Here is a 23,663-nt window from a genome sequence, read left to right as displayed (position 1 = left end):
TGGAACAAATCGTCGTGAAGCCGATCAGGCTTCCTTGGAAATGACTTCCTTGGTTGAGGACGTCTCGTCAGGAGCGTTTTCGCTGCTCCGGCCGAAGTTCTTCATCATCATTCCGATGATCGATTTCTTGCCTTGCGTCTTGTTGTAGACGTCGAAGGCGACAGCTGCCAGCAGCACGAGGCCCTTGATGATCTGGGTGAGGTCTGCGCCGACGCCGAGCAGCTGGAGGCCGTTGTTGAGGACAGCCATGACCAGGCCACCGACGATCGAGCCGATCACGGTGCCCACGCCGCCGGTGACCGCTGCGCCACCGATGAAGACTGCAGCGATCGCATCCAGTTCCCAGCCGACGCCGTCGAACGGACCCGAAGCGGTGGAGCGGCCCACGAAGATCATGCCGGCGAGGCCGGCAAGGATGGACATGTTCATCATGACCATGAAATTGACCTTCTTGGACTGAACTCCGGAGAGCTCAGCCGCGTGGCGGTTGCCGCCGACTGCGTAGATGTGGCGGCCGATGACGGTCTTGGCGGAAATGAAACCGTAGATCAGGACCAGCACGGCCAGGATGAGGCCCGGGATGGGGAACGAGGTGCCGGGGCGGCCAGTCGCGAACAGGTAGGTGGCGTAGAGGATGGCTCCGTTGACAAGCACAAGCTTGGTGACCATCACCCAGCCTTCTTGTACTTCGGCGCCCAATGCCTGGGCGGTGCGGCGGGAACGAATCGCACTGAAAATCACGAATGCGACGGCGATAAGGCCCAGCAGGATCGTCAGGTTGTTATACCCCGTTTTCGGCCCTATCTCAGGCAGGTACCCGGAGCCCAGGTACTGGAAGTCTTCGGGGACCGGAACGGTGTTGGACTTGCCGACGAACTGGTTGAAACCGCGGAACAGCAGCATGCCCGCAAGGGTCACGATGAATGCCGGAATGCCGACGTATGCCGTCCAGAATCCTTGCCAGGCCCCGATCAGGGCGCCGAGGAGGAGCCCGAACAGGACTGCTACGTACCAGGGCAAGTGCCAGTCCCTGATGGCCAAGGCCACCGAGATACCGACGAAGGCCGCTACCGAACCTACGGAAAGGTCGATGTGGCCGGCGATGATGACCAGGACCATGCCAATCGCCAGGATCAGGATGTAGGAGTTGCCGTTGAAGAGGTTGATGACGTTGCCCGGGGTGAGGGTGCGGCCCGAGGTGAAGATCTGGAAGAAGATGACGAGTGCAACCAGGGCGAAGATCATGCCGAATTGGCGGGTGTTGCCACCGAATAGCTTCTTGAGCGCGTTCATTGTTTTGGGTCCTTGTGTCCGTGTGGTTCTGGAGATGACCGGGGTCAGGCAGCTTTGCGGCTGGATGTCATGAGCTTCATGAGGCTTTCCTGGCTGGCTTCGTCCTTGTTGAGTACGCCAGTGATGGAGCCCTCGAAGATGGTGTAGATACGGTCGGAGAGGCCCAGCAGCTCGGGAAGCTCGGACGAAATCACAATCACGCCCTTCCCTTGGTTGGCCAGCTGCTGGATGATTCCGTAGATCTCGTACTTGGCCCCGACGTCGATTCCGCGGGTGGGTTCATCCAGGATGAGAAGGTCCGGATCCGTGAACATCCATTTGGCGAGAACCACCTTTTGCTGGTTTCCGCCGGAGAGCTTAGAGACGCCTTCCTCTACCGACGGTGTTTTGGTTCGCAACGACTTGCGGTATTGCTCGGCCACCATGAATTCCTTGTTGGTGTCCACAACGATTCCCCGGCTGATCTTCTTCAAGTTGGCAGACACCGTGGTGGTCTTGATGTCGTCCAGGAGGTTCAGTCCCAGGCTCTTGCGGTCCTCCGTGACGTAGCCGAGACCGGCGTCGATCGCCTGGCGGACGCTGCGCATCGTGATCGGCTTGCCGTCCTTGTACACCTGTCCTGAGATGAACCGGCCGTAGGAGTGGCCGAAGACGGAGCGGGCAAGCTCGGTGCGGCCGGCGCCCATGAGGCCCGCAAAACCGACGATTTCACCGCGGCGCACATGGAAGCTGGAGTTCTTGCAGACCAGGCGGTCCTGGATCTGGGGATGACCAACGTTCCAATCCTTGACTTCGAAGAACACCTCGCCGATCTTCGGCGTGTGGTCCGGGAAGCGGGACTCGAGCGTCCGCCCGACCATGCCCTTGATGATCCGGTCCTCGTCGACGCCGTCTTCCACGACGTTGAGCGTCTCGATGGACTTGCCATCGCGGATGATGGTGATCTCGTCCGCGATCTGCTCGATCTCATTGAGCTTGTGGGAAATGATGATGGACGTGATGCCCCGGCCCTTGAGGCCAAGTATCAGATCCAGCAAGTGCTGGGAGTCCGATTCGTTGAGGGCGGCTGTGGGCTCGTCGAGAATAAGCAGCTTGACGGACTTGTTCAGGGCCTTGGCGATTTCCACCAGCTGCTGCTTTCCGACGCCGATTTCCTTGATGGGGGTATCCGGGTCTTCGCGCAGGCCAACCCGTGCGAGCAGTTCGATGGACCGCTTGCGTGCCTCGGCCCAGTCGATGATGCCGCGACGGACGGGTTCGTTGCCGAGGAAGATGTTTTCCATGATGGACAGCTCGGGGATCAGCGCCAGTTCCTGGTGGATGATCACGATTCCCGCATGCTCGCTGGCCCGGATGTCCTTGAACTGCTGGACTTCCGCCTGGTACACGATGTCTCCGTCGTAGCTGCCGTAGGGGTAAACCCCGGAGAGCACCTTCATCAACGTGGACTTTCCTGCACCGTTTTCGCCGCAGATCGCGTGGATTTCGCCCACCTTGACCCGGAGGCTAACGTCCGAGAGCGCCTTCACGCCGGGGAATTCCTTGGTGATGGACCGCATCTCAAGGAGAATCGGATCCTGGTGCGTTACGGGGGTCGACATACCCTTGCGCCTCCAATGTTTGACGTCGTTGTCGGCTCGGGGATGGCGAGCCTATCTGATGAGAAAGTAAACTGGATCACACCGCTTGTCGTCAAGACTTTAACGCAAGACGGCGATAACAGCGTGGTAACGAAATGTTCAGCCCTGCTTGATTCCGGCGTGCTGGAACACCAAAGCGGCCGCCCCGAGGGCCTCCGCCCGGGCGCCGAGCGAAGACATCGCCAAGTGCGTTGTCTCGCCGATCACGGGCACTGCATGGCGGACGAGGCCGCGCCGGATCGGGTCCAGGAGGATATCGCCGAGGCCAGCCAAGGGGCCGCCCACCACGATGACTTCCGGGTTTATGAGATTCGCCACATTGCCCAACGCGCGCCCCACCGCGAGCCCCGCATCGTCCACCACGCGAAGGGTCGCCGGGTCCCTGGCCAGGGCGTTGCGGACAATGTCCTCGGGCTCGAGGTGAAGCCCCGAGCCCTTCCCGAGCAGCTCGATCATGGTGGTGGTGGAAGCCATCGTTTCCAGGCAGCCCCGGTTGCCGCAGCGGCAGATAGCGCCGTATTCGTGGATGGTTGCATGGCCGATTTCTCCCGTGATTCCCACCGCCCCGTAGTAGGGCGCACCATTGATGATCAGGCCCGCTCCGATGCCGGAACCGATCTTGAGGAACATGAGGTTGCTGATCCCGCTGTGGGGCCCCCATGTGACCTCGGAGAGGGCGCCCAGATTGGCGTCGTTGTCAACGTACACGGGAAGATCGAGGGCTTCCTCCAGTCGTTCGAGAATCTGGATGCCCACCCATTCGGGCAGGATGGCACCTTGGGCCACGGTGCCGGAACGGCGGTCGATGGGGCCGGCTATGCCGGCGCCCGCGCCAACTACCGCGCTTCGGTCAACCCCGCTTTCGAGCAGGAGTTTGTCGAGGAGGACGACCGCGGCGCTGATGCCCTGTTCGGCGTGGTGGCCAAGGGGTAGCGTGACCGTCTCCTCGACGATGACGTGATAGCCCAGCGAGGCCAGGACCACCCGCAGGTGGCGCCGGCCAAAATCGATACCGACGGCCACCGCGCCGTTGCTGTTGAGCCTGACGTTCAGTGCCCGGCGTCCGGAGCTGGTGATCGGTTCGGTGGAGACGAGCCCCGCGTCCTGCATGATCTTGACGATGTTGGACACCGTTGCCGTGGAAAGACCGGTCTGCCTGGCGAGTTCGGCCTGGGTGGAGGGGCCGCTCAGCAGGCATTCGATGAGCCGCTGCTGGTTCAGGTGGCGCAGCGCTGATTGCGAGCCGGGGTTCTTGCGGTGGCTCTTCGTCGAGCTGGATGTTGCGGGCATGACATGAAGCGTGCCTCAAATCACAGTTGCAGTCAAGAAGTTAACGCAACGGAGCAAACTTGCATCTCCGTCATGAACTGTGCCGCCGATTTGTACGATCCATCCCCGGGGGGCCGTCCACAGGTCCATTTGTCCTGTGGGACCGGCCTGCGGCTGGCTAGGCTGGAATCACGAGTAATCCCGCGCGTGTCTGCCAAGAAGCGCCCGACGGGGGATGCAAGGTGCTATCGAGGGGGTAATGATGCTGCTGTCCGTTCTGCAGGCCAACGCTGTTGTCCTGGACATCGACGCCAATCTAAAGACGGTCGATGCGGCGGCACAGCGCGCTGCCGCGGCCGGGTCCGGCTTGCTGTTGACCCCCGAACTCTTCCCGGTGGGCTACGCGCCGCTGAGGCTCCACTCGGAGCTGGACCCTGCAGTTCTTCCAGGTATTCGGGGCCGCCTTGCGGACATCGCCCGCACGCGCGGAATCGGACTGGTCTACAGTCTTCCCGCGCCGGCTGCCGACGGCGGCTGGCATATCTCCGCCACTCTTCTGGATGCGCACGGAACCGTGCTCCTGGACTACGACAAAGTGCACCTCTTCGGCGAGGAGGAGCGAAAGGCGTTCTCCGCCGCCCAAGCAGCTCCCGGCGTCGTGGACTTCAACGGGGTCAAAACGTCGCTGCTGATTTGCTACGACGTGGAGTTTCCCGAAGCTGTCCGCGCTTCGGCCATGCGAGGTGCTGAACTCCTGCTGGTTCCCACCGCACTGTCCGCGGGCTTCGACGCCGTACCGCAGGTCCTGATCCGGGCCCGGGCGATGGAGAGCCAACTCCACGTGGCCTACGCGAACCACAGCGGCCACGAGGACGGGTGTGACTTCCTCGGCGGGAGTGTGGTCGCCGGTCCGGACGGTTCATTGCTCGCTGCCGCCGGGGATGGTGCGGCATTGCTTTTCGCCGAGATCTCCACGGAAAGCGTCAAGGCAGCCCGTGAACAGGTGCCGTACCTGAAGGAACGCCGCCCGGAGCTGTACCGCGAGTGGGAAGACCCTGCTCCACAAGGTTGAGGGTTGGTGTGCCGTGCGGGCGGAAGGGTAGCTCAGCAGTTGATCCCGGGCGCGCGTAAGCCAACCGGCCGAGCCCACTCACGGATTCCGAGAATGAGGCTGCGTCCGTCGCCAAAGAATGGCAAGAGGAAGACTGCATGCAACAGGAACCAGTACTGCAGGAATGAACCGGGTGCGAGTAGGGCAACCAGCGCCCCGGCCACGCATGATGCACTCGGGCCAAATATCGCCACGATCGCGATCTGCCACCCGTAGAGACGCCCGACGGGAATGACGGAGAAGCGAAGGACGCCGGCAGATACCACGACGTCGGAAACCCCGTGAAACAGCCTCATGCCCGCAACGTGAGACCACTCATGCACCAGAAAACCGCACAGCAGGCAAAGCACATGCACAAGAAGCCACAGGCCAGCCTGGAAAAGTATCGGGTCAGTGGTCATGGCGGCCAGGAAGGTGCACGCCGTGAAGCCGAGAGCCGCGGCGGCAAAAGACAATCTGCACGACCATATGAGTTGCTTGGCTATCAGCCCGGCAGTCACATCCCGGAGGGCGAACTTTCGAACGGTCAACCCTGGTCCGCTTGCAGGAGTCGCTTCTTGTGGAGCTTTAGGCGATCCAGGACTGATGCAACGACAACATAAAAGACCAGCGATGCCGCGAAGACAAAAGCGATGGGCGCGCCGTTCGACACCCCGATTTCCAATGCGGTCGCCCCGTCGGGCTGTGCATGGGGCTCGAAGAAGAGCGCGCCGAACAGGCCAAATTTCCTGACTCCTATTTCTGACGCAGAGAACATCGTGGTGATGAAACTTGCGACAACGACGATCATGGTGACAACAAAAGAGACTGTCAGCCCGACGATGAATCTAAGCAGCCACTTCATGGCGTGCAATCCTTTCCATTCTTCGCATACCCAGGATGCTGTAAAAGACGACCAGCATGTTAAGCGCGGTGAAAATTCCCGCACTGATCATTGGATCAAAGTTAAAGACGTTCAAGCCGAGTGACACAATCATGACGACTATCACCGTGAGCAGGGCCCCGATGATGACCGTGAATGGGTTTCCTTTCTCGGGAGGGAAAGCGATGCCAACCAAGGTTGATATGAGAACGTTGCTCAAGCAGAATCCCGCCACGGGCAGGCACGCTTCGATGGCAACTCCCTGTGCCAAGGAAATTGCGATGACTGGAATGCCCACAGTTATCAGGAGGACGCCTTGCGAGCCTATGAGGCGTAAGTGGTTCGCGGCGGTGCTGCCCGGATAGGTCACCATGCGTCGCAGGGGCTCCGAGTTTGAAAATGCATAGACTCCCTGAAACGTTATGAGGGCAAGCGCGTAGGGCGGCAACACCAAGTGCTCGATCCAGGTAAAGACTGAATAGACGATGACAAAAGAGACGGCCACCATTGTTTCGAAACTCCGAAACAAGACCAGAATGTAAACGCCGAACTTCCGCCCTGCCAACCATGAGGGCAGGAAGACGAAGAAGCGAGGCATTGGGACGTAGTTCCTGGGTGCGACCGCCACTATTGCTGGAATTAGTGCTGCTGATGTCGCAAGCAGCACTAAAGTGGAAAACCAGAGCCCGACGTCTTCCTGCAGCTTTGCGTAGAGCAAAGCAGGCGCGAAGTAGTCCCGCCCGTTTACGTAGCTTTCGGTGATCTGGCTGCCCTGTTCGTTGGTTTGAGGAAAGGCGACCGCCAGCCCGAAAGCAAGCACCATCGGGACTATCAGGCCACGAAGTCGAGCTATCCTGAGGGCCTGTAGAGCACGTTCAAGCAGATAGTAGCCGAGGCTCAGAAGCAGGTACGTTGAAATAGCGGGGAACCAGATGGACGCCAGAACCTTCGGAATGTAATCCGTCCCCTCGATCAGCACGGTTGAAATTGAGAAAGCACCGAAAATGAACACGGTCACGAGAAGGACGAGGGACGACTCAAAGAGCGCAAATGCCATGGTCCTTTCCTTGTTGGTCACCGGCAGATTGAAGGAGAGCCTTAGAAGCTCATCGGCCTTCATAAACAGCACCCGGATTAGTGTGTACGCAATAAGTACCCAGAATCCGACGGATGCGTTGGCTACTTGAAGAACAGGCTCAAGTAGGCCGGTTCCACCGAGATACTGGCGGATGACCACATAGCTCAACGCGTTGAATCCGGCGAACGCGACAACGAGTAGGAAAATGGCAGAAAGCCGAGCAGCCGGGCTGGCCAGCAGTCCTCGTCCCAGGACGCGTCTCACGATGAAGAGCCAGAACAGTCGAAACAGCAGGACAACGCTCTTGAGGCGCATTTATGATGGTTCCATTGCTTGAATGAATTCGTTGGCAAGGTCAGCTATCGTGCCGTGATCTTGGATAATTTTCCGGACCGGAGCCTGAACCACCAGGGCCCCTTGGATGAGAAGCGCCAGCTCGTCAGCGACGTGTTCCAACATGGTGAAGTCATGACTGCACAGCAGAACTGACCGGCCTTCTGTGGCAAGTTTCCGGATGTCGCGTTCAAAGAGGTTGATGGCGTCGATGTCGACGCCATTGAGGGTTTCATCGATTACGGTAAACCTTCGTCGGAGCATGAACGCAGCGATGAGTTGCAATTTCTTCCTCATGCCGTGCGAGTAGTCTTCGATCAAGTCTCGGTGCCTGTCGCGCATGGAGTACCTGACGAATTGAGTCCTCAGTGCCGCGTGATCCATGGGTTCTAGGTAGAGGCCGTGCATAAAGCGCAGGTATTCCTCGCCTGTGAGGAACTCGGGGAGGTAATCGTTGCTGGACAGGTAGATCGAAGACATCGTGGCGCTGCGGCTCTGACTGCTTTCAGACCCGATGCGGACGCGGCCGCTTTGAAGTTGGAGCAGATCCAGGATGACCTTTATCAGGGTGGACTTCCCGGACCCGTTGGGACCAATGAGGCCCATGACCTGGTCCTCGGCGATCGTGAACGAGACATCATGAAGCACTTGTGTTCTGGAGTTGTAGGCGTAGTTGACGTTGGCAACGCTGAGAGTCATGAGGCGAATTCCGATGCTCTGGTCGTGGTGGCAGCTTGTCAGTGCCACCACGACGGTTGGCTTGCAGCTGGTTACCTGCATTCAACGAACACAGAGACGCCCCATTGGCTCCAACTCCAGTTGCCAGTGAACCGGCCTCGTCCCTGCGTCAAGCACCAGATGGCCATCGCTGCGAGCATTTCGTTCCTCCACTTCGATTTGAGCTACTGGCGGACGCCGTGTAGCCGGCAGTCGAATGCTAGGCCCGGAAAACCCCGTCTCAGTGGTCAAACGGCGAAATTAAGTGGTGGAACCGGCCAAAATACGTGCAAAATCGACGTTTCTCAGTGTGCCTGCGGCCCCGTCTACGTGTTTTAAGCAGCACAACACGTAGACAGTGCCGCCGCCAGCAAATGCCGGGACGACAGCTAGGCACGGCCCAGAACTAGGCGTCCCCTCCGCCCACCAAACCGTCCGTGTACTGCAGCGCGATCCAAAGCTCCGCGCGCACTTGGGCTTGGTTAAAGTCGGTGTCGAGCAGTTCGGCGAGCAGTCCGATCTGGCGGCGAACGCTGTTGCGGTGCAACCCCAGCAGTTTGGCGGAGGCGTCCCAGCTGCCGTTTTCGCTCAGCCAGCCCCTGAGCACTGCCAAGAGCGGATCGCGCCGATCGGCTTCCAAGGCAAGCACCGGTTCAAGAAGCCTCGCGGCCAGCATGGACCCGGCCTCGCGTCCCAGGAGCCCGGTAACGGACCAGGTCACCTCGTCAACTCTGGCGCTCCGCCCGCTGGACTGGACACGTGAACGGAGCGACGTCACGCGCTGGTGTGCCGCGCCGAGCCCGGTCAGTTCCGTCGGGTCTCCGATGACGAGCCGCCAGCCCAGCTTTTCGACGTCAGCCAGGAGCGCGTCGTCCACCTTCAAACGAGTGATCGCAGCGAATCCGTAATCAGTGATTTCCACCAGTTTGGTGTCGAAAAGGCGCCGCCACTGCAATAGCTCGCGCACCGGGCTGTCGCCCGCGGGCCACTCAGGCGAGTCCACCTTGATGCCCTGGACCACGCGCAGGGTAGCGGATCGCGTAGAGGACAAGCTCTGGGCGAGGAGATCCTTGAGCCCGTTGACGTGCCGGGTCCCGCCGGTGGCAAGGCTTTCAGGGTGCAGCAACAACGCCGTCGCCAATTGGCTTGGCGCGAGCGATCCGCTGGTCCGTTGGCGGACGAGCAACTCCAGCAACCCCACCACTGACTGCACCACGCTGTTCTGGGCCGGAGTCAGCGCGGCATCCGAGCCCAGGATCAGGGCGCCCAGGTTGGCGTCCTTGGTGCTCCGCAGCGGGTGGCCGAAAACCATTTCCGATCCCGGCTGCTCAAAGCCGTCCACCTCAACGCGCGGCCCGCTTCCCGAAAGGAGCCGTTCCAGCATGGGCTCCAGCAGTGAATGCTCGACGCCGGTGCTGCCGCCGGCAGCGTGGGCGCGCGCACGTACCCGCCCGTCCGCTCCGACGAGGAGTGCCCAGACGGGCACCTTCTGGACCAAAGCGGCGAGCAGCTCGTGTTCCGGACGAGGGGAGAGGACTGCCCGCATGAGTTGCCTGTTGGTGTCCGCGAGTTGCCGGAACACCTTCGCGTTATCCGATTCCAGGAGCTGGGAGAACTCAAGCCCGATCGCGGCGAACGGGATGGATTCCGGAATCTCGATCAAGGTGAGCTTATGCCGGCGGCACGCCTTGAGCAGCTCGGCCGGGACGGCGTCGAAATACGGCCTGATTCCGAACCCCAGCGCCGCCACCTTGGCCCCCACCAGCCGCTTTACGTATGCATCAACGTTCTCCCTCGACCCGCCGTCACCCAGGAACGGGAGCCCCGCGGTCAACAGGAACTCGCCGTCCGGCAGATAGGGCGTGGGATCGTCCAGCTCGCTGGGTTCAACCCAGCGCAGCAGTTCCCCGCCGCTGCCGCCGTCGTGGAGTATCTCCAACTCGGGCGGCAGCTGCTTCAGGAACTGCTCAAGCGTGACGAAACTCAGGCGGCCGGGGGTCGGCTCAGGCGACATCGCTCGCACCCTCCTGGTAATCGGGGCACTCGTAGGCACCGGACTCATATACGCGGGGGAGCCGCGGTGCGATCCGGTTGATGATCTCGTCACCATGGCTTCCGATGGCGGCGCCCCAATCGTCGGCGCTCGCAGCCCCTCCGGCCGGATCGCCGAACAGGACCGCCGTGTCTCCGACCTCGATCCCGGAAGCATCCGGACCCAGGTCCACCATGAACTGGTCCATGCACACCTTGCCGATCACAGGGACTTTCCGTCCGGCGATCTGGACCAGGCTCCGGCCGCTGATGCCCTTGGGGATCCCGTCGGCGTAACCCAGGGGGATGAGGCCGAGATAGCGCGGCTCGTGCGTGATGGCCTGGTGTTCGTAACTGACGCCAGTCCCCGCCGGGACTTTCTTGACCATGACGAGCGGCGCGGTGACGCTCAAGGCGGGGCGCAGTCCGAAGTCGGCAGGATCCAAGTGGTCCGCAGGGGCCAGGCCGTAGATGGCCAGTCCGGCGCGGACCATGTCGAAGTGGAATTCGGGCCGGTCCAGGATGTTGGCCGAGCTCGACACGTGCCGCAGCTGCGGGTCCAGGCCGGCAGCGAGGGCTTCGCGAACGGCATCCTCGAATTCCGCCACGGCTGCGGCGTTGCCAGGGTGGGCGGGAACATCGGCCCAGGCCAGGTGGGTCCAGATGCCGCGGACCAGAACCGTGCCGTCCTGTTCGGCCTTGCGAGCCTGGGCCACGAGTTCGGGCCAATCTTCCTTGCGCGCACCGCCGCGGCTGAGGCCGCTGTCCAGCTCCAGGTGCACGACGGCGGGGCGGCCCAATTGCCTGGCGATCCCGGCCAGGACCTCAAGTTGACCGACGCTCCCAAGCGAAACGTCGACGTCGTACTCGAGTGCCTCACGGATGGTCGCGCTGGTCTGGGATGCCAGGTACAGCCACGAAAGGACCGGCACGGTGATGCCCGACTGGCGCAAGGTGATGGCTTCGCTCAACTGGGCGGTTCCCAGCCAATCGGCTCCTGCCGCCACCGCAGTGCGGGCAACATCCACGAGGCCGTGACCGTAGCCGTTCCCTTTGACGACGGCCATGAAATGCGGAGCGGTGGTGCGCTTCTTGAGGGCTTTGATGTTGTCTGAAATCGCAGATAGGTCAACGCTGACCTGCCCGGAAAGCGCCGCTTCGGGCGCCGGTTCTGATTGTGCAATACGTCTCATGGTTGATCACTATAGGTCATTTTGCACCACCTTGAGAGCTGGCTCACAGGCTTACGGTGGTCAGGGGAAACCGCCAACTACTCTGAAGGGACGTCAACGGTGACTGTGCCTACCTCCACCCAGACCAAGCCAACGCACGCCACGAATACAGATCCCGGCAACGCCGCCCGCCGCCCGGGGCTCGGTTCGCAGCTGCTGCGCCGCAAGCCGATCGGGCAGATGGTCAGCGAAGCCGGAAGCAGCGAAAGCGGTACGCCGCTCGTCCGCAGCTTCGGCGTCCTCCAACTGACCATGATCAGTGTCGGCGCCACCCTCGGCACCGGCATCCTGGTGATCCTGGGTGAATCCGTGCCGCTGGCCGGACCCGCGGTCTGGATTTCCTTCGTGGTGGCGGGCCTTGCCGCCCTGTTCTCGGCCGTGTCCTACGCCGAAATGGCGGGCCTCGTGCCCGTTGCCGGGTCGAGCTACTCCTACTCCTACGCCACGATGGGCGAGGGCATGGCCTGGATCTGTGGTTGGTGCCTCGTCCTCGAATACGCGGTCTCCGTGGCTGCCGTGGCCGTCGGCGCAGGGCAATACGTGAACGAAACCCTCGCCGCATTCGGGCAGTTCCTGCCGGACTCGATGTCCCAGCCGCCGGGCAGCGGCGGCGTGGTCAACATCCCGGCCATGCTGATTGTGGTCCTCGCAATGGTGTTGCTAGTGCGAGGTGCCAAGGAAAGCGCCTGGATCAACACCGTGATCGTGACCATCAAGATCGTCATCCTGCTCTTCTTCTGCGCTGTTGCGTTCACCGCGTTCAACGCCGGCAACTTCGAACCGCTCATGCCCATGGGGGCTGCGGGCGTCTCGGCAGCCGCATCCAGGGTGTTCTTCTCCTACATCGGCTTCGATGCCGCTTCCACTGCCGGCGAAGAGGCCCGCAACCCCAAGCGCGACCTGCCCCGCGCCATCCTGCTCTCCATGGTGATCGTGACCAGCATCTATGTGCTGGTTGCTGTGGCCGCCATTGGCGCCCGCCCCTGGGAATGGTTCGGCGGCACCGAAGCAGCCCTCGTCCAGATCCTCGAGGAAACCACCCACCAGCCCTGGATCGCGCTCGTCTTCTCCATCGGAGCCGTGCTGGCCATCGCCAGCATCGTGCTGACGGTCCTCTATGGCCAGACCCGCATCCTGCTCTCAATGTCCCGCGACGGACTGGTCCCGGAGGTCTTCGGCCGTATCTCTCCACGAACCGGCACCCCTGTGGCCGGAACGCTCATCGTGGGCACCGCCGTCGCACTCACTGCGGGGCTCGTCCCGCTCGGCGCGCTGGCCGACGCCACCAGCATCGGCACCCTCTTCGCGTTCGCGCTGGTGAACGTCGCCGTCATCTACCTGCGGCGCAACCGCCCGGAGCTCAAGCGCAGCTTCCGCGTACCGCTCTACCCGATCACCCCCGTCTTGGGCACGCTGATGTGCGCCTACCTCATGGCCAACCTGGGTGCCGACACGTGGGTGGTATTCGGTGGCTGGATGCTCGTGGGGATCGCCCTCTACTTCGGATACGGACGCCGGAACTCCAAGGTAGCGGCCCTGAGTGAACAGGAATACCGTGAACTATCCGCAAGGGTCGCTGACCCGGAAATTGTGAAGGCAGAACTTTCATGACCATCGCCACCGAATTGCCCACGGAACCCACACCCCGCACAGGTGACACCGGGATTTCCCAAGCGACGCCGGCCGACGCTCCCATCACTATGCTGAACCCGGACTTCCCGTTCAGCTACGACCACTACCTGGCACACCCGGACGGACTGGCGGTTGTTCCGCCGGAACTGTACGGCACGGAGGTCGCCGTGATCGGTGCTGGCCTGTCGGGACTCGTCACAGCCTACGAGCTCATGAAGCTCGGGCTGCGTCCCGTGGTCTACGAGGCCGACCAGATCGGCGGGCGGCTGCGCACCGCGAGCTTCCCTTCCGCTCCCGGAGTCGTGGCAGACCTCGGCGGCATGCGCTTCCCGGTGTCCGGTAAGGCGTTCTACCACTACGTGGATCTCCTCGGCCTGGACACCCAGGAATTCCCCAACCCCCTTGCGCCGGCAACATCGAGCACCGTGATCGAGCTGGCCGGTCAGAAGCACTACGCCGCCACCTCTGCCGATCTGCCGGAGTTCTTCCACGAGGTTGCCGCAGCCTGGAAGGCCGCAGTGAATGACGGCGCCGCCTTCCAGGAAATGCAGGAGGCGATCCGGGCCCGCGACACCAAGCGCATCAAGGAGCTCTGGAACGAACTGCTCCCGCTCCTGGATGAACAGACCTTCTACGGCTTCATCGCCGCGAGCAAGTCCTTCAAGGAAGCCGGATTCGCGCACCGCGAAGCCTTCGGGCAGGTAGGCTTCGGCACCGGCGGTTGGGACACCGACTTCCCCAACTCCATCCTCGAAATCCTGCGCGTCGTCTACACCGACGCCGACGATCAGCACCGGCTCATCGCCGGGGGAGCGCAACGGCTCCCCGAGGCACTCTGGCACCACGCGCCGTCGGGCATGGCCCACTGGCCCGAGGGCACCTCGCTCGCGTCCTTGCATTCCGGTTCCCCGCGCGGAGCCGTGGACCGCATCGAGCGGCGAGGGAACGGCGATCTCATGGTGCGCGAACGTTGGGGCCGCGAAACCGGATACCCCGCCGTCGTGACCACGTGCCAGTCCTGGCTCCTGTCCACGCGCATCCACACCCAGGAATCGTTGTTCCCCTCGGAACTGTGGACCGCGATCGAGCGCTCGCACTACATGCAGTCGTCCAAGACCTTCGTGATGGTGGACCGGCCGTTTTGGAAGGACATCGACCCCGAAACGGGCCGCGAAGTGTTGTCCATGACGCTGACCGACCGGCTCAACCGGGCAACGTACCTGCTCGACGACGGCCCGGATAAGCCCGCCGTCATCCTGCTTTCCTACACGTGGAATGACGACGCCCTGAAGTGGCTCTCGCTCAGCGCCGAGGAACGCGTCAAACTCATGCTGCACTCGCTCGAGCAGATTTACCCGGGCGTGGATATCGCGAGCCACATCGTGGGCCAGCCCATCACGGTTTCCTGGGAGGCCGACCCCAACTTCATGGGCGCCTTCAAGGCCAACCTGCCCGGGCACTACCGCTACCAGCAGCGCTTGTTCACGCACTTCAAGCAGGACAGGCTGCCGGAGAGCCAGCGGGGCATCTTCCTGGCCGGCGACGACGTCTCGTTCACCGCAGGCTGGGCCGAAGGCGCCGTCACCACAGGGCTGAACGCTGTGTGGGGCGTGGTGAACCACCTCGGCGGTTCCTCCGTGGCAGGCAACCCCGGTCCCGGTGACGTGTTGGACGAGTTGGGTCCGATCAGCCTGGACTGATTGCCGCTGTCGCGTTTGCGAGGTCCACTCTGCGTTCCTAAACCTGATGCAAGGACGGAGAGCGGGCCTCGTATCCCGGACCTCCACGCCTGCAGGCATCCTTCAAGAGTCGGTTTGACCGGGTAAAGATAGTGAGCTATCATTTACAAAATCATCAAAATTGCCCGTCTAATCCTTTTGTGAACGTAGGCGAGGGGTGGACTCATCATGGTGCCGACTTGCTGTCGACGGGCAGTTCTGGGACCGGCTCCAGCAATGTATGAGGGCGGGCGATTAGCGACGACTCATTACGAAAATGAAGCCAATTCGGGGGAATAATGGCAGACGTAATGGTGATCCGTGCCCAGAAGTTCATCAACACCTACAACTACGCAGGTATTCCAAAAGTGGAAGAGAACGGTCGAACGAGCTGGACGGTTATGTTCGCCCTGACCCGGGCGTTGCAATTCGAGCTTGGTATCACCGCGCTGTCGGACAGCTTTGGCCCAACGACGTTGGCGACTCTTCAATCCAAAATGCCAAATATCGACGGGGCCACTCCTGGCGCTGGGCGCATTAATAAGATCATCCAATCGGCTCTGTATTGCAAGGGTTACGATGGCGGAGAAATCGACGGAATCTACAATCAGCGGGTCAAGGACGCCGTCCGAAAGCTAAAACTGGACATGGGAGTCCAACTGGCCTTCCCTGGCGATGGCGTCACACCGAAAGTGTTCAAGGCTCTTCTGACCATGGATCCATACGTTCTGCTGCCAGGAGGAGACAGCGCTGTCCGTTCTGCCCAATGTGCAAACCGCCGCCCAGGTCCTGATCCATGGAGCCGTCGATCAGGACGTGCTTCTGGGCAGGGGAAACCCCGAAAGCGAATATCAGACGACTCTGGCCCGCTACAACGGAACAGGTCCAGACGCCCAGCGCTATGGGGGAGAACTCATAGGCCTCTACCGGGTGTTTGAGAAGTACAACGGCCTCATGAGGAATAGGTGAGCATGACAAAAGCCCAGCCCGCATCGCCCGGCGCGGGGGAGCCCGGTTCGCTTGCGGCCGTCGTTTTCCTGAATCTGCTGGGCTTCCCATGGTTGGCACTAGCTTCACTGAACGCCGCGCACTTGATCCTGGAAAATGGCGGATACCCGGATCCACGCTACGGTCAGGACGACACGAATCTCAGCATTTGCATTTTCTTCTTCGTTCTCATCACTGTGGTGTTTCTTCTCGCCGATGCTGTAGTGCTGCTGAAGCTAAGGCAACTCAAGAACCTTAAGTCATGGTCAGCGGGGTTGGGAACACTCCTTCTGCCAGCAATTGCCCTGTTTGTCTTTCTTGTCCTCACCGAGACCAATCTCGGTTGACTTTCCAAGCCGTCGGTCAACCAATTCGCGTCGTGAAAGGTCCAATCCCGTGAAGACTCCAAGTCGAAAAGTCGGCCGCCGCTCCCTTCTCGGCGCTGTATTGGGGGGAGCAATAGTCGTCGCGGGCGGTGCAATCGTCACGGCATCCCCAGCCGTCGCCCAAGCCACGCATGTTGTTCGGGCACCTTCAGGGAAGCAACCGAAACGAAGCAACAACGGCTGGCGAACGGCACAATCATCCGATACGGACGAAGGAGTTTGGGCGCGTCCTGTGCCCGGAAGTGCCGCATCAGTGTCAGTCCGTGCCGGAGATCCCGAAACGATCCTGATTTACGTCGCTCGCCGCTTCAACTATGAGGTCCGGCCGCTAGGTAAAGGGGACGTGGTTGGCTTCCGACCGTTGTCAGAGATCGCGGCGGGTGTTTCTACGAACTTGGCATCAGGCACGGCTATTCAGATCTTGCCGGGTTCTTTCCCGTTCGGAAGCCGAGGCAATCTATTCGGCTCGGAGCTTCGAACCATCAGAAGCCTGTTAGCGGAGTGTGCTGGGGTCGTGGCGTGGGGTGGAGACTCAGATAACCCCGATGAATCTCTATTCGAGCTCGTCAAGGGCCCCCGTGACAAAGACCTTGCAGCTCTTGGGACCAGAATTCGGCAGTGGAACGATGAATCCGGGCAGGGCGCAGGGACAGTGATGATCGGGGCATAGTCTGCCCTGAAAGCTTTGACAGCTGTCCGTCCGCAGTGTCCTTTCTATAACTGACGTGCGTCCCTTTGAAATCGCCCGTGGACGAGTTGGGTCCGATCAGCCTGGACTAACCCTGTGCGTGCATCTCGCGGTGCGCCGCCGCTAGCTCCCGGTAGTGGGCCGCGTTGCGCTTCACGCCGTCGAGCTCTTCCTCGCTCAGCTCGCGGCGCACTTTGGCAGGCACACCGGCAACCAAGGATCGCGGCGGGATGACAGTTGCCTCAAGCACGACGGCGCCCGCGGCCACCAGCGAACCGGTACCGATCACGGCGCCGTTCAGGATGGTGGCGCTCATGCCGATGAGGCAGTCGTCCTCCACGGTGCATCCGTGGACGACGGCGCTGTGCCCGACGCTGACGCGCTCGCCGACGGTGCAGGGGAAGCCGGGGTCGGCGTGCAGGACCACATTGTCCTGCAGGTTCGAGCCGGCACCGACGCTGATTGCGGCGGTGTCGGCACGGACGGATACACCGTAGAAGGCGCTGGAGTCTTCGCCGAGGGTGGCCTTGCCGATGATGGAAGCCGTGGGTGCCACGAAGGCGCTGTCATGGATGGCCGGGGTATCCCCGGCAAACGTATAAATGGGAGCCATGGGGCAAGCCTAGAACACGCCAGCCCTAACCCAACTGACTAGCAGCAGGTGTCGTTTTGAAGCCTGATAACGACACCTGCTGCTAGCCAGTTGGGCGAGGTGGCGTCCGGAGGACCAGGAACTGGTAGTGCTGGGTCCAATTGCCCGCACCGGGTCCGGACTCGACGCCCGTTCCCTCGGGCCAGGTTTCAAAGTGTTCCACCGTGCCGTAGGCACCGAAGATGCGGCGCAGGGTGTGGTCGCTCCGCCGGCTGAAGAACCGCCGCGGCTCGTCTTGGTCCTCGGGGTTGAGGACTTCTTCATCGTCACCGGACCAGAGCCCGACGGCGATTGGCGCACCGGCCGCGCTGACCCGCACGAGTTCACGGACGACGTCGTGGATTCCCGCGTTGGGGACGTGCAGGAGGGTGCTCATGGTCCACACGGCGGGGAACGCGGCGTCGGCGAATGGGAGGGACCGGCCGCTGGCCACGCTCGCGTCCAAGCCCTTGGCACGCGCGACGTGGATGCTCTCTTCGGAGAGGTCTACTCCGGTGTAGTGCAGGCCTGCTCGAACGAATTCCAGTCCTTCCACACCGGTGCCGCAGCCGAGTTCGAACATCGAGTGCCTGTGTTCCTCCTTGAGCAGGCGAATAAACCACTCGCGGCATGCCGTCCGATGCGGCGTCAGGGCCCGGGCGTTCCCGAAAGGGGCCTGCCGGTCGTAGTAGACGGCGAGGTCCGCTTCGTGGTCGGCGCTTTCGTTGCTGAATGCCTTGCGGGTGCCATCCATGCACCCAGCGTAGAACACCCAAGTAACTAGCAGTAGGTGTCGTTATGAGGCGTCAAAACGACATTAAATGCGAGTCAGTTGGGTGGGCGTGCTAGTTGAACACCACCGTTCGGGTGCCGTCGAGCAGGACGCGGTGCTCGGCGTGCCACTGCACCGCCTGCGCCAGCGTGCGGCCCTCGACGTCGCGGCCCATTTGCACGAATTGCTCGGCGGTGCGCGCGTGGTCCACCCGGATCACTTCCTGCTCGATGATCGGGCCCTCGTCGAGGTCGGCCGTGACGTAATGGGCGGTGGCGCCGATGATCTTCACGCCCCGGGCATGCGCCTGGTGGTAGGGCTTGGCGCCTTTGAAGGAGGGCAGGAAGGAGTGATGGATGTTGATGGCCTTGCCATTGAGCTCGTTGCAGAGCTCGTTGGAGAGGACCTGCATGTAGCGCGCCAGGACGGTCAGCTCGATGCCGTGCTCGTGGATGAGCCCGAGCAGCTTCGCCTCGGCCTGGGCCTTGGTGTCCGGAGTGACCGGGATGTGGTGGAAGGGGATCCCGTAGAACTCCGCCAGGCCTTCGAGGTCCCGGTGGTTGGATACGATAGCCGGCACCTCGATCGGGAGGGTTCCGGAGCGTTGCTGGAAGAGCAGATCGTTGAGGCAATGTGCGTCCTTTGAACCCAGGATCAGGGTACGGACCTTCTGGCCCACCGGGTTGATCTGCCACTTCATGCCGAATTCTTCGGCCACCGGGGCCAACGCCGAACTCAGTTCAGCCTGGGTCGAGGACGTCGTGGCTTCCACCCGCATGAAGAAGTTTCCCGTGCTGGGGCTGCCGTATTGCTGGGAATCGGCGATGTTGCAGCCTGCCTCCAACAAAGCGCCTGCAACGGCGTGCACAATTCCTGGCCGGTCCGGGCAGGACAGGGTTACAACAAAAGACGTAGGCAGGGTGGAGTCAGTCACACGTAAAGCCTACCGTTGCGCACGTGTTGTACTGTTTAACTCGTCGTGACTGGCGTTGGGTGGTGTACCACCAGGGAGCGGCATTTTGAAGACCACGGATCGTACGCCTGGGCCGAGGGTCACGTTTTACTGTCGCTGCGCCATGCCCCGTAATCAAAGGCATGGAAAAAACCCAGCCGGTAGCCTGACCTGTAGAAATACCCGTTGCCTATCCAGGAGATCTTCGTGACCACCACCACCATCACCTCCGCGACCATCAGCAACCAGCCGTTGTCCGAACTCGACCCCGAGATCGCCGCGGTATTGGAACAGGAACTCGGCCGCCAGCGCGGCACCCTGGAAATGATCGCTTCCGAGAACTTTGCGCCCCGCGCCGTCATGGAGGCCCAGGGCTCTGTCCTGACCAACAAGTACGCCGAAGGCTACCCGGGCCGCCGCTACTACGGTGGCTGCGAATACGTGGACATCGCCGAACAACTGGCCATCGACCGCGTGAAGGCACTCTTCGGCGCCGAGTACGCCAACGTACAGCCGCACTCAGGTGCACAGGCCAATGCCGCAGCCCTCTCTGCCATGATCACCCCGGGCGACAAGATCCTGGGCCTTTCCCTCGCCCACGGTGGTCACCTGACCCACGGCATGAAGCTCAACTTCTCCGGCAAGCTCTACAACGTAGCTGCCTACCAGGTGGAGCAGGACAACTTCCGGATCGACATGGACAAGCTCCGCGAACAGGCCATTGCCGAGAAGCCGCAGGTCATCATCGCCGGCTGGTCCGCATACCCGCGCCACCTCGACTTTGCAGCCTTCCGCTCCATCGCCGACGAGGTCGGTGCGCTCCTCTGGACGGATATGGCCCACTTCGCCGGCCTCGTCGCAGCAGGCCTGCACCCGAGCCCGGTGCCGCACTCCGACGTCGTCACCTCCACGGTGCACAAGACGCTGTCCGGCCCCCGTTCCGGCGTGATCCTTGCCAAGCAGGAATGGGCGAAGAAGCTCAACTCCAACGTCTTCCCGGGACAGCAGGGCGGCCCGCTCATGCACGTGATCGCCGCCAAGGCCGTTGCTTTCAAGATCGCTGCCGGCGAGGAATTCAAGGAGCGCCAGGAGCGCGTCCTCGAAGGTGCCAAGATCATCGCCGATCGCCTCAACCAGGCCGATGTCGCTCAAGCCGGCGTTTCCGTGCTGACCGGGGGCACCGACGTCCATCTGGTCCTCGTGGACCTGCGCAATTCGCAGCTGGACGGCCAGCAGGCCGAGGACCTGCTGCACTCGGTGGGCATCACCGTCAACCGCAACGCCGTTCCGTTCGACCCCCGCCCGCCGATGGTCACCTCCGGCCTGCGCATCGGTACCCCGGCCCTGGCTACCCGCGGCTTCGGTGCCACCGAGTTCACCGAGGTTGCCGAGATCATCGCTTCGGCGTTGAAGTCCGGCTCAGCTACCGACGTTGAAGCCTTGCAGGCCCGGGTCGACAAGCTCGCCGCTGACTTCCCGCTGTACCCGCAGCACGAGCAGTGGTGAACCCGTCCATGGCGCAGACCGCGAAGATCCTTGACGGCAAGGCCGCCGCCGCCGCCATCAAATCTGAGCTGACTGAGCGTGTCGCTGCCCTGAAGGCCCGCGGCGTAACTCCGGGCATTGCCACTGTGCTCGTAGGTGCGGACCCTGCCTCGCAGCTCTACGTATCGATGAAGCACAAGCAGTCTGTGGAGATCGGGATGAACTCGATCCAGCGTGAGCTTCCGGCGGATGCCACCCAGGCCGAGGTTGAGGCCCTCATCGACGAACTCAATGCGGACCCCGCCTGCCACGGATACATCGTGCAGCTGCCGCTGCCCAAGCACCTGGACACCGACGCCATCCTCGAGCGGATCGACCCCGCCAAGGATGCCGACGGCCTGCACCCGACCAACCTGGGCCGGCTGGTGCTCAACGTCAACGGAGAGATCACCTCGCCGCTGCCGTGCACACCCCGCGGCGTCATCGAGCTCCTCGAGCGCAACGGCTACAGCCTCGCCGGCAAGCACGTCGTGGTGGTCGGCCGCGGCGTCACGATCGGCCGCTCGATCGGCCTGCTGCTCACCAGGCGGGCCGTGAACGCCACCGTGACGCTGACGCACACGGGCACCAAGAACCTCTCGGAGCTGCTGCGGCAGGCGGACGTGATTGTGGGCGCGGCGGGTGCCAAGCACATCGTCAAGGCTGCGGACGTGAAGCCGGGCGCGGCCGTGCTCGACGTCGGTGTCACCCGTGAAACCGACCCCGAGACGGGGAAGAGCAAGGTCCACGGCGACATCGATCCCGCCGTTGCCGATGTGGCCGGCTGGATCTCGCCGAACCCCGGCGGCGTGGGTCCCATGACCGTGGCGCTGCTCATGACCAACGTGGTCGAAGCCGCGGAACGCCAATTGGCAGCGGGAAGCGTCTCCGGCGTCGCCTGATTTTGCTCCCCACTGCCGTGTAGGGCGCCTACTCCCGCGGGAGTAGGCGCCCTACACCGTTAACCCGACGACGCCGGCGCCCTCCGCGGCTAGGCTCGGAGCATGCAGCGGCGTTTCCAGGGTCCTCCCACGAGTTTCATCGTGATCGCTGTGGCCCTGATCCAGGTCTTGGGGACCGTCTTTTCGGCGAGCCATCAAGCAGCCCTGCGCCCCTTGGATCCGCTCGCCTTCATGCTGCTGTTGGCTGGCCCCGCGGCCTTGGCCTTCCGGACCCGCAGGCCCGCCGTCATGCTGCCGATCACCGTCGCGGCCACGTCCATCTACCTGCTCCTCGGTTACGCCTGGGGTCCGATTGTGCTGTCCCTGGCCCTCTCGATCATCCTGACCGCCGCTGCGGGGCTGCGCTGGCAGGCATGGCTCGGGGCGGGAATTTGCGCCGCCGCCGTCGTTCTGATGGCCGTCCTCGCCGGGGATGAGACGGGCCTTGTCCGGGCCTCTGCCGGTGTTGCCTGGGCCGCCATCCTTGTCCTGATCGGTGAAGGCTTCCGACGGCGGGGCGAACGGATGGCCGAATACAGGCGACGGCGGGAGGCCGCGAAACTGGCCGAACGGGACGAATACCGTCTCACGCTCGCCCGGGACATCCACGATGTGGTGGCCCACTCACTCTCGATGATCAACGTCCAGGCTTCCGTGGCGCTCCATCTGGGAACGAACGATCCCGAGAAGCTCCGCCCGGCGCTGGAAGCCATCAAGGCCGCGAGCAAGGAATCCCTGGCCGAAGTCCGTCAGCTCCTCGGGGTGCTGCGCGACGACGCCCCGCTGAGTCCCGCGGCGCCGCCAAGCCTGGGGCGGATCCCGGAACTCGTGGAGGACGCGCGGCGCGGCGGCCTCCAGTTGCGGTTCGAAAACTCCGTAGACACGGAACGAGTTGGCACAGCCCAGCAGGAAGCCGCGTACCGGATCGTCCAGGAAGGGCTGAGCAACGTCCGCAGGCACTCAGGCGCGGCGTCCGCCGTCGTACTTCTGGAACTGGCGGGGAACTCGCTGAGGGTGAGGATCGACGACGACGGCGGGGGCCTGCGGGGAGCGCCGGCTGGGAACGGGCTGAGGGGCATGCGGGAGCGCGTGGAGGCCCTCGGAGGCACGCTTGGCCTGACGCCGCTGGAGCCGGGGCTGCGCGTGGAAGCGAACCTCCCGCTGATCCCCGGGCAAGAAAGACACTAGCGATGATCCGCTTGCTGCTCGCCGACGACCAGAACCTTATCCGGGCGGGATTCCGGGCTCTCTTGGACGCTGAACCAGACATGGAAGTGGTAGCGGAAGCTGGTACCGGCCGGGATGCCGTCAGGCTGGCTGAGCGTGAGGCGCCCGACGTCGTGCTCATGGACATCCGCATGCCTGATGGCGACGGGCTGGCCGCAACCCGGCAAATCCTGGCCAACCCCCGCCTCGCCCATACCCGGATCATCATCCTCACCACGTTTGAGCTCGACGAATACATCGCCGAGGCCGTGCGCGCGGGCGCCGCGGGCTTCCTCGTCAAGGACACCGAACCGGAGGAACTGATCCGCGCCGTGCGGGTAGTTCACGACGGCGACGCGCTCCTTTCGCCGTCCGTGACTCGCCGCATCATGGCCCAGCTCGCCCTGCACAGCAAGGCGGCGTCAAAGACAGTGCCCCTGGACCAAATCACCGATCGCGAACGGGAAGTCCTGGCGCTGGTAGGCGAGGGCCTGAACAACGCAGAGATCGCCGAGCGGCTGTTCATCACCCCGCTGACGGCGAAGACGCACGTTTCACGGATCATGACCAAACTGCTGGTCCGGGACCGTGCCCAATTAGTGGTGCTGGCGTACGAATCCGGCTTGGTCCGGCCGGGCTGGAGCAGCTAGCCCCGGCCCA

At 62.6% G+C, this 23,663-nt stretch carries 20 protein-coding genes and 1 riboswitch; of the genes, 8 read left to right on the top strand and 12 right to left on the bottom strand.

What is annotated here, in order from left to right; translation table 11 throughout:
• Positions 1–24 precede the first annotated feature (24 nt).
• The 3 genes from mmsB to AB4Z38_RS04575 form a co-directional block, all read right to left on the bottom strand.
• Entirely contained in the window at positions 25–1,293 is a 1,269-nt protein-coding gene (gene mmsB, locus AB4Z38_RS04585) for a multiple monosaccharide ABC transporter permease (RefSeq protein ID WP_441428604.1), read from the bottom strand.
• A 44-nt stretch (positions 1,294–1,337) separates the two neighbouring features.
• Positions 1,338–2,894, bottom strand: a complete 1,557-nt coding sequence (mmsA, locus tag AB4Z38_RS04580) for a multiple monosaccharide ABC transporter ATP-binding protein (RefSeq protein WP_441428603.1) — start codon at positions 2,892–2,894, stop codon at positions 1,338–1,340.
• A 138-nt stretch (positions 2,895–3,032) separates the two neighbouring features.
• Positions 3,033–4,223, bottom strand: a complete 1,191-nt coding sequence (locus AB4Z38_RS04575; protein ID WP_441428602.1) for an ROK family transcriptional regulator — start codon at positions 4,221–4,223, stop codon at positions 3,033–3,035.
• A gap of 241 nt (positions 4,224–4,464) precedes the next feature.
• Here AB4Z38_RS04575 and AB4Z38_RS04570 point away from each other — a divergent pair, with 241 nt between their 5' ends.
• Entirely contained in the window at positions 4,465–5,274 is an 810-nt protein-coding gene (locus AB4Z38_RS04570; protein ID WP_441428601.1) for a carbon-nitrogen hydrolase family protein, read from the top strand.
• A 32-nt stretch (positions 5,275–5,306) separates the two neighbouring features.
• On the opposite strand, the gene AB4Z38_RS04565 is transcribed toward AB4Z38_RS04570, so the two are convergent.
• The 6 genes from AB4Z38_RS04565 to alr form a co-directional block, all read right to left on the bottom strand.
• Positions 5,307–5,843 carry a hypothetical protein gene (locus tag AB4Z38_RS04565; RefSeq protein ID WP_441428600.1) on the bottom strand — a complete coding sequence of 179 codons (537 nt, stop codon included), beginning with the start codon at positions 5,841–5,843 and terminating at the stop codon, positions 5,307–5,309.
• Complete coding sequence (locus AB4Z38_RS04560) at positions 5,840–6,157, bottom strand: hypothetical protein (protein ID WP_441428599.1); 318 nt, start codon at positions 6,155–6,157, stop codon at positions 5,840–5,842. The genes AB4Z38_RS04565 and AB4Z38_RS04560 overlap by 4 nt, the downstream gene beginning before the upstream one ends.
• On the bottom strand, positions 6,141–7,568 hold the full coding sequence (locus tag AB4Z38_RS04555) for a hypothetical protein (protein WP_441428598.1): 1,428 nt from the start codon (positions 7,566–7,568) through the stop codon (positions 6,141–6,143). Before AB4Z38_RS04555 ends, AB4Z38_RS04560 begins: the two co-directional genes overlap by 17 nt.
• Positions 7,569–8,285 (bottom strand): ATP-binding cassette domain-containing protein, encoded by a 717-nt coding sequence (locus AB4Z38_RS04550; protein WP_441428597.1) that lies wholly within the window; start codon positions 8,283–8,285, stop codon positions 7,569–7,571.
• A 424-nt stretch (positions 8,286–8,709) separates the two neighbouring features.
• Positions 8,710–10,317, bottom strand: a complete 1,608-nt coding sequence (locus AB4Z38_RS04545) for a PucR family transcriptional regulator (protein WP_441428596.1) — start codon at positions 10,315–10,317, stop codon at positions 8,710–8,712.
• Positions 10,307–11,527: an alanine racemase gene (gene alr / locus AB4Z38_RS04540; RefSeq protein WP_441428595.1), complete on the bottom strand. Its 1,221-nt coding sequence runs from the start codon at positions 11,525–11,527 to the stop codon at positions 10,307–10,309. The genes AB4Z38_RS04545 and alr overlap by 11 nt, the downstream gene beginning before the upstream one ends.
• 219 nt (positions 11,528–11,746) lie before the next feature.
• On the opposite strand from alr, the gene AB4Z38_RS04535 reads away from it, so the two are divergent.
• The 3 genes from AB4Z38_RS04535 to AB4Z38_RS04525 all read left to right on the top strand — a co-directional run bounded on the left by AB4Z38_RS04535 (position 11,747) and on the right by AB4Z38_RS04525 (position 16,250).
• Positions 11,747–13,177 (top strand): amino acid permease, encoded by a 1,431-nt coding sequence (locus AB4Z38_RS04535; protein ID WP_441428711.1) that lies wholly within the window; start codon positions 11,747–11,749, stop codon positions 13,175–13,177.
• Entirely contained in the window at positions 13,174–14,898 is a 1,725-nt protein-coding gene (locus AB4Z38_RS04530; RefSeq protein WP_441428594.1) for a flavin monoamine oxidase family protein, read from the top strand. Before AB4Z38_RS04535 ends, AB4Z38_RS04530 begins: the two co-directional genes overlap by 4 nt.
• 983 nt (positions 14,899–15,881) lie before the next feature.
• Positions 15,882–16,250: a hypothetical protein gene (locus AB4Z38_RS04525; RefSeq protein ID WP_441428593.1), complete on the top strand. Its 369-nt coding sequence runs from the start codon at positions 15,882–15,884 to the stop codon at positions 16,248–16,250.
• Positions 16,251–17,065: 815 nt separating this feature from the next.
• Here AB4Z38_RS04525 and AB4Z38_RS04520 read toward each other — a convergent pair.
• From AB4Z38_RS04520 to purU, 3 genes are all read right to left on the bottom strand, one after another.
• The gene (locus tag AB4Z38_RS04520) at positions 17,066–17,590 is read right to left on the bottom strand and encodes a gamma carbonic anhydrase family protein (protein ID WP_441428592.1); all 525 of its coding nucleotides are present in this window, start codon (positions 17,588–17,590) and stop codon (positions 17,066–17,068) included.
• Positions 17,591–17,672: 82 nt separating this feature from the next.
• Complete coding sequence (locus AB4Z38_RS04515) at positions 17,673–18,362, bottom strand: class I SAM-dependent methyltransferase (protein ID WP_441428591.1); 690 nt, start codon at positions 18,360–18,362, stop codon at positions 17,673–17,675.
• 91 nt (positions 18,363–18,453) lie between these two features.
• Complete coding sequence (gene purU / locus AB4Z38_RS04510) at positions 18,454–19,314, bottom strand: formyltetrahydrofolate deformylase (protein WP_441428590.1); 861 nt, start codon at positions 19,312–19,314, stop codon at positions 18,454–18,456.
• A gap of 35 nt (positions 19,315–19,349) precedes the next feature.
• Positions 19,350–19,434, top strand: a riboswitch (ZMP/ZTP riboswitch).
• 105 nt (positions 19,435–19,539) lie between these two features.
• Between purU and glyA the strand changes: the two genes are divergently transcribed.
• The 4 genes from glyA (at position 19,540) to AB4Z38_RS04490 (ending at position 23,653) form a co-directional block, all read left to right on the top strand.
• Positions 19,540–20,838: a serine hydroxymethyltransferase gene (gene glyA / locus AB4Z38_RS04505; protein WP_441428589.1), complete on the top strand. Its 1,299-nt coding sequence runs from the start codon at positions 19,540–19,542 to the stop codon at positions 20,836–20,838.
• Between the two features lie 8 nt (positions 20,839–20,846).
• Positions 20,847–21,758 carry a bifunctional methylenetetrahydrofolate dehydrogenase/methenyltetrahydrofolate cyclohydrolase gene (locus AB4Z38_RS04500; RefSeq protein WP_441428710.1) on the top strand — a complete coding sequence of 304 codons (912 nt, stop codon included), beginning with the start codon at positions 20,847–20,849 and terminating at the stop codon, positions 21,756–21,758.
• Between the two features lie 102 nt (positions 21,759–21,860).
• Complete coding sequence (locus AB4Z38_RS04495) at positions 21,861–22,985, top strand: sensor histidine kinase (RefSeq protein WP_441428588.1); 1,125 nt, start codon at positions 21,861–21,863, stop codon at positions 22,983–22,985.
• A gap of 2 nt (positions 22,986–22,987) precedes the next feature.
• On the top strand, positions 22,988–23,653 hold the full coding sequence (locus AB4Z38_RS04490) for a response regulator transcription factor (RefSeq protein ID WP_236816152.1): 666 nt from the start codon (positions 22,988–22,990) through the stop codon (positions 23,651–23,653).
• Positions 23,654–23,663: the final 10 nt, after the last annotated feature.

Origin of the sequence: Arthrobacter sp. 2RAF6, assembly GCF_052115205.1 — a bacterium.
Taxonomy (GTDB): Bacteria; Actinomycetota; Actinomycetes; order Actinomycetales; family Micrococcaceae; genus Arthrobacter.
This window is presented reverse-complemented; position numbering and strand designations above follow the sequence as displayed.

What these genes read in the sequence shown, in the direction of transcription:
- mmsB (WP_441428604.1), bottom strand. Translation starts at nt 1,293, where the DNA reads ATGAACGCGCTCAAGAAGCTATTCGGTGGCAACACCCGCCAATTCGGC.
- AB4Z38_RS04575 (WP_441428602.1), bottom strand. Translation starts at nt 4,223, where the DNA reads ATGCCCGCAACATCCAGCTCGACGAAGAGCCACCGCAAGAACCCCGGC.
- AB4Z38_RS04530 (WP_441428594.1), top strand. Translation starts at nt 13,174, where the DNA reads ATGACCATCGCCACCGAATTGCCCACGGAACCCACACCCCGCACAGGT.
- AB4Z38_RS04500 (WP_441428710.1), top strand. Translation starts at nt 20,847, where the DNA reads ATGGCGCAGACCGCGAAGATCCTTGACGGCAAGGCCGCCGCCGCCGCC.
- AB4Z38_RS04555 (WP_441428598.1), bottom strand. Translation starts at nt 7,568, where the DNA reads ATGCGCCTCAAGAGCGTTGTCCTGCTGTTTCGACTGTTCTGGCTCTTC.
- alr (WP_441428595.1), bottom strand. Translation starts at nt 11,527, where the DNA reads ATGAGACGTATTGCACAATCAGAACCGGCGCCCGAAGCGGCGCTTTCC.
- AB4Z38_RS04560 (WP_441428599.1), bottom strand. Translation starts at nt 6,157, where the DNA reads ATGAAGTGGCTGCTTAGATTCATCGTCGGGCTGACAGTCTCTTTTGTT.
- AB4Z38_RS04520 (WP_441428592.1), bottom strand. Translation starts at nt 17,590, where the DNA reads ATGGCTCCCATTTATACGTTTGCCGGGGATACCCCGGCCATCCATGAC.
- mmsA (WP_441428603.1), bottom strand. Translation starts at nt 2,894, where the DNA reads ATGTCGACCCCCGTAACGCACCAGGATCCGATTCTCCTTGAGATGCGG.
- AB4Z38_RS04495 (WP_441428588.1), top strand. Translation starts at nt 21,861, where the DNA reads ATGCAGCGGCGTTTCCAGGGTCCTCCCACGAGTTTCATCGTGATCGCT.
- AB4Z38_RS04515 (WP_441428591.1), bottom strand. Translation starts at nt 18,362, where the DNA reads ATGGATGGCACCCGCAAGGCATTCAGCAACGAAAGCGCCGACCACGAA.
- AB4Z38_RS04550 (WP_441428597.1), bottom strand. Translation starts at nt 8,285, where the DNA reads ATGACTCTCAGCGTTGCCAACGTCAACTACGCCTACAACTCCAGAACA.
- AB4Z38_RS04535 (WP_441428711.1), top strand. Translation starts at nt 11,747, where the DNA reads ATGGTCAGCGAAGCCGGAAGCAGCGAAAGCGGTACGCCGCTCGTCCGC.
- AB4Z38_RS04570 (WP_441428601.1), top strand. Translation starts at nt 4,465, where the DNA reads ATGCTGCTGTCCGTTCTGCAGGCCAACGCTGTTGTCCTGGACATCGAC.
- AB4Z38_RS04545 (WP_441428596.1), bottom strand. Translation starts at nt 10,317, where the DNA reads ATGTCGCCTGAGCCGACCCCCGGCCGCCTGAGTTTCGTCACGCTTGAG.
- AB4Z38_RS04490 (WP_236816152.1), top strand. Translation starts at nt 22,988, where the DNA reads ATGATCCGCTTGCTGCTCGCCGACGACCAGAACCTTATCCGGGCGGGA.